This window comes from Rhizobium sp. PDO1-076 (genome assembly GCF_000247475.1).
GTDB lineage: Bacteria > Pseudomonadota > Alphaproteobacteria > Rhizobiales > Rhizobiaceae > Allorhizobium.
This window is the reverse complement of sequence record NZ_AHZC01000135.1, coordinates 1-5,136: the sequence shown is the minus strand read 5'-3', so window position 1 is coordinate 5,136 and position 5,136 is coordinate 1. Positions and strand designations below refer to the sequence as shown.

4 protein-coding genes and 1 pseudogene are annotated in these 5,136 nt (G+C 58.6%); 2 read left to right on the top strand and 3 right to left on the bottom strand.

What is annotated here, in order from left to right; translation table 11 throughout:
* Positions 1-606 (top strand): GntR family transcriptional regulator (locus PDO_RS27070; protein ID WP_037073290.1); only part of this gene is annotated, 606 nt, incomplete at its 5' end.
* A gap of 191 nt (positions 607-797) precedes the next feature.
* Complete coding sequence (gene acnA, locus PDO_RS09825) at positions 798-3,395, top strand: aconitate hydratase AcnA (protein ID WP_007601089.1); 2,598 nt, start codon at positions 798-800, stop codon at positions 3,393-3,395.
* 208 nt (positions 3,396-3,603) lie between these two features.
* On the opposite strand, the gene PDO_RS09820 is transcribed toward acnA, so the two are convergent.
* The 3 genes and pseudogenes from PDO_RS09820 to PDO_RS27065 form a co-directional block, all read right to left on the bottom strand.
* Positions 3,604-3,894 (bottom strand): type II toxin-antitoxin system RelE/ParE family toxin, encoded by a 291-nt coding sequence (locus PDO_RS09820; protein WP_007601087.1) that lies wholly within the window; start codon positions 3,892-3,894, stop codon positions 3,604-3,606.
* On the bottom strand, positions 3,891-4,136 hold the full coding sequence (locus PDO_RS09815) for a CopG family ribbon-helix-helix protein (protein WP_007601084.1): 246 nt from the start codon (positions 4,134-4,136) through the stop codon (positions 3,891-3,893). The genes PDO_RS09820 and PDO_RS09815 overlap by 4 nt, the downstream gene beginning before the upstream one ends.
* Before the next feature lie 433 nt (positions 4,137-4,569).
* Positions 4,570-5,136, bottom strand: a pseudogene (locus tag PDO_RS27065) (transposase); the annotation flags it as partial.

Genomic DNA, 5,136 nt, shown 5'->3' with positions numbered 1-5,136 from the left:
TCCTGGTCGGCCATCGCCAGACTGAGGAGAGAGGGCCTGTTGGCTGAGCAGTTTGCGGAACTGGAGTTGATGCGACTGACCGGGCGTGAGCGAACGTCCGTACGGCAAGCACTCACCAAGCTGGAAGGCCTTGGCGTCCTTCAGCGCAGAAAAGGGTATGGCTGGCAGTTTTTTGACCCGGTACGGGATGCGCGCGCCAGGGAGGAAAGTTACAATTTCAGGCTGCTTATCGAGACTGCTGCGATTCTTTCTCCTGAGTTTTCTCTCCCTTCCGAATGGATAAGCTCGATGAAAGTCCGGCACAAAGCCATGATGGAAACCCCCTGGGTCGAAACCTCCAGCGTCACCTTGTTCGAGATGAACGCGGAATTTCACCTGGGCATCAGCGCTGCCTCCGGCAACCGTTATATCGAGGAGGCCATGAGGCGCCAAAACCAACTGCGACGCCTGTCGAACTACAACTGGCAATACGGCCCGGTTCGCGTGGCCGTCACATGCAGCGAGCATCTCGAAATTCTCGACCGCCTTGAGGAGGGCGACAACGAGGTGGCGGCCGCCTTGATGCGCCGGCATCTGCTGGGCGCGCGCGGAGCAATCAGCAAATAATGGTTTTTAAGATACAAAATGCAGTATAATGGTTCAGTGAGGTCAAGTTGATTCCTTGAAGAGCAGGGACTGGGATTTTCGTTCGGCAGCCAGCGGTCTGGCTTCATCGCAGGCAAGTCCACGGATTTGATGTGAGCCGGACGATGTCCGCGGCGGATGTCCAACAAACGACAGCAGGAGAGTTTCCCGGGATGGTTCTGATCGATCAGCTTCAGTCAAACGGCGCTGACTATGCCTTTGTCGATTTGCGCCGAGAAGCTGGCGAGTGCCTGGACAGGCTCCCCTATATCCAAAGAATCCTGCTGGAGAATGTGCTCAGGACCGGCGGTGATGACGCTCAGGCTTCGAAACGGGCGATCATCGACTGGTTGAACAGCGGCAGCAGCGAGGTGGAGATACCATTCCTGCCGAACCGTATCCTGATGCACGACACGACATGCGGCCCAGCCCTGGTCGATATCGCCGGCATGCGTTCGGCGTTGGCGGAAGCTGGAGGTGATCCTGCGCTTCTCAATCCCGTCGTTCCGGTTGACGTCTCCACCGATCACTCTATTGCCGTGGACGCCTTCGGCATGTCGGAGGCGCTCGAACACAACATGAAACGGGAATACGAGCGAAACGCCGAGCGCTATAGTTTCATGAAGTGGGCCACGAATACCCTTTCCGACTTTCGGGTTCACCCGCCGGGAACAGGGATCATGCACACGCTCAATCTTGAGCGCCTTGCGACCATAGCGACGAGCCGCCGGCGAGACGGCCGGCTTTGGGCAATGCCGGACACATTGATCGGAACTGACAGCCATACGCCGATGATCAGTGGGATTGGCGTGCTTGCCTGGGGTGTCGGTGGGCTGGAGGCTGAGAGCGTCTTCTTCGGCATGCCTGTTACCCTGCGCGTGCCCGATATTGTCGGCGTGCGTCTGACGGGTAGGCTAAGGCCCGGCGTGCTTGCGACCGACCTGGCACTCGTCGTGACGCAGCTGTTGCGCCAGATCGACTTGCAGGACAAGTTCGTCGAATTCCATGGCCCTGGTGTCTCGAACCTGACGGCGGGCGAGCGCGCGGTCGTAGCCAATATGGCACCGGAATTCGGCGCCAACAGCTGCTATTTCCCGGTCGACAGCCGCTCGATCGACTACCTGCTGCAGACCGGGCGTTCCCACGACCACGCCGAGTTCGTCGAGGCTTACGCAAAACGAGCAGGTATCTGGTTCGATCCCGACGCCAACCCTCGCTATACCAAAACCTTGGAACTCGACCTTGGCAGTGTCGAGCCAAGCCTTGCAGGTCCGCGCCGCCCGCAAGACAGAATTGCCCTCAGCGACACGAAGGCGGCCATGAGGGGGCTGAGGAAGGTTCTCTTGTCAACGCCTCTCGAAGGCGAACCAAACGACGGTGCGGTGGCGATTGCCGCGATCACGAGCTGTACAAACACCTCCGACCCGCGGCTTTTGCTCGCTGCGGGTCTGCTGGCGCGCAATGCCAATCGCTATGGCCTGCGCCCGCCGCCGTGGGTGAAAACATCACTGGCCCCTGGGTCTCCAGCAGCACAGCGCTATCTGGCGCGTGCCGGACTGCTTGGCGACCTGGAAGCTGTCGGATTCGGCATCGTCGGATACGGTTGCACCACCTGTATCGGGAATTCGGGGCCGCTGGCGAGGCCCATGGTGGAAGCAATGGCTGAGCGTGACATCGTTCCTGTCGCTGTGCTTTCAGGCAACCGCAACTTTCCGGGACGAGTGCATCCGCAGCTCGAAGCCGGCTTTCTCGCATCTCCTCCGATGGTTGTCGCCTTCGCTCTGGCCGGCACTGTCGAGATCGACATCGTCAACGACCCCATCGGTATTTCCTCTGACGGCGCACCCGTGACCCTCTCGATGCTTTGGCCGAGCGCAGAAGATATCGATGAAGCCGTTTCGATGGCGTCGAACACCGGAGATTTCGCGCCCGCCTATGAGACAGCCGAGGCCAGCCGTGCCTGGCAGGAGCTTTCGGCGCCGGCGACCTCGTTGTTTCCGTGGGACGAAAAATCGACCTATATCCGGCGCCCGCCGTTTGCTGGCTACGGCAACGGGGCCCTGCTTGGCACCTACGAAGCCCATCCGATCCTGGTTCTGGGCGATGACATGACAACGGATCACATATCGCCGGCTGGCGCGATCCCGGTGCATGGCGATGCGGGGCGATATCTCATTGAGAGAGGCGAAAACCGGGCAGACCTCAACGTCTTCTCCTCCCGTCGCGGCAATTGGGAAGTGATGGTTCGGGGGCTCTTCACCAACAAGACCGTCCGGAACCTCCTGAGTGACGACATCCCGCCCGGCTCGACCGAGCACGCACCTTCCGGCAAGATCATGTCCCTGTGGGATGCGGCCCGGCGCTACAGAGACGAAGGAAAGTCGGTCGTGGTGGTCGCCGGCGAGCGATATGGCATGGGTTCGTCGCGCGATTGGGCGGCCAAGGGCGTGGCGTTGCTGGGTGTGCGGGCGGTCCTTGCTTCCAGCTTCGAGCGCATTCACCGCTGGAACCTGATCGGAATGGGTATCCTGCCGCTGCGCCTCCCGCATGATCTCCATCCAGCGCAACTTGGATTGCGGGCGGGCGACACCCTTACGGTATTTGCTGAGCCGGACATGATCGCGCCGCGCTGCAGCGTATCCGTCGAGGTGAAAAAGGCCGGCGAAGCGCGATGGACGTTCCGTGCGACCACAGCCATTGAGACAAAGGCGGAAATCCATGTTCTTCGCGCAGGAGGGATCCTGCCCGTGATCCTGCAACGACTGAACTGAACTCGGCTGATAGACGGCGTTGATGGTATTTGGCGGAAGCTTGACGGAAATCCACCGCAAAATCGTTCATTGGTTCCATAATCGAGGCTACGCCTCAAATCGTAACTAAGCTATTGAATCTAATGGAATTAAAATTGTCTCGCGGTGGTCCGTTGGGGCGATTGTAGTTTTGATGCTGCTGGAGCCCTGCCCAGGAGACACGTGGCTTTTACAGCCTTTCCGGCCATTTCTGAGAGGCGTGCATCACGGTTATGATCTCGATGTGCTGGCGAACCCGATAAGGGATGATGTAGGGAATGTCGGACCATACAACTTCGCGCGTGCCGGTGATGCGACCGATGCGACCAGCGGTCGGCAGCTCTGCCAACATATCGACAGACGCTACGAGCCGGGCAACTACCCGTGCAGCGGCATCCGGGTCGTCCTTTTCAATGTACGCACCGATTTCATCAAGCCACCGCAACGCTCGCACGGTCCAGCGGATGCGCCTCTGCGTCATGACCGAGATGTCGTCTTGACATATTTACCGACCACGCGTGCCACTTCGTCGTCACTGGCGAACTCACCGCGGTCCGCCTCGGCAATTCCGGCTTCAATTTCCGCTAGCTGCCATTCTTCGCGTGACACGAAATCTTCAATGGCTTGTGCCGCCATGTAAGAGCGGGAACGGTCGAGCGTTTGAGCAATCTGGTTCAGCCGATCGGCCACTTCGTCCGGGACGCGGATGGTGAATGCGGTCATGAAAACCTAGCCTCTTGTTCACCTTGACGATGTTTGAACCATGCTGGTTCGCAAAGGTTCAATTGACGTCTGCCGCCGTTTGCTTAATAGCGAAACTGCCGGGTCGTTGGTTCCAATCCTTTCACATCAGGATTTTTGTCAATTGTTCATTCGAGTGGCATCGAATTTCTCCTTCATAGGCGGATGCACGGTCTGAGCCCATAGCAATTGCCGGCCCGGTTCTCGGGCCTATACAACCTCACATCCGGTCGCCGCTCTCACGCGGCTGCACCATTATCCCGCTTTCGACGGGCACGGGCTCAGGAGAACGGGACCAAACTCAAGGTCGGCGTTGAAAGCCAAAAGGATTCCCGGTCCGTTCACCTGGATCCGTCAGGGCTGATCATGATCAGGCCCTGAGGACTAGAAACTGTGTTTCGCAGCAGTTTGTCTTTCAGGCGGTTTTCATGATTGCACCTTCGATGACGCCGCCGGAGCTCACATACTTCCAGAGGGCCACGAGCAGCTTACGCGCGAGCGCAACGATCATCGGCGTCTTTAAGCGCCCGGCGTTCCGCGCGATGCGTTCCTTAAACCATAGCGTTAAAGTCGATTTCGGTTGGTGGCGCAGCCATAGCCAGGCGAGTTCGACCATCGTTGCCCGCAATTGCGGATTTCCCGCTTTCGAGACCCCTTATTCGCGATTGACGTTGCCGCTTTGCCAAGGGGAGGGCGCAAGGCCCGCATAGGATGCGATTTGCCGCCGATTGTCGAAGTGTCGGAACAAGCCTTCCGTGTAAAGTATCGTAGCGAACTCTGGGCCTATTCCTTTGATGCCTAAAAGCGCGGTCGCTTCTTTCGGCGTTTCCGGCGTCTCCTGAACGATCAAGGCATCTCGCTCGGCTTCAACAGCCTTGATTTGTGTGAGCAACAATTCGAGGCGATCAAGTTCTCTGCAGATTTCCCCTTTCAAATGCTTCGAGAGTGGCCGACCATCGCCAGTCCGAAGTTCTTCCAGACG

Bases quoted from the DNA above. Each gene is read 5' to 3' on its own strand.
- acnA (WP_007601089.1), top strand. From the start codon at position 798: ATGGTTCTGATCGATCAGCTTCAGTCAAACGGCGCTGACTATGCCTTT.
- PDO_RS09820 (WP_007601087.1), bottom strand. From the start codon at position 3,894: ATGACGCAGAGGCGCATCCGCTGGACCGTGCGAGCGTTGCGGTGGCTT.
- PDO_RS09815 (WP_007601084.1), bottom strand. From the start codon at position 4,136: ATGACCGCATTCACCATCCGCGTCCCGGACGAAGTGGCCGATCGGCTG.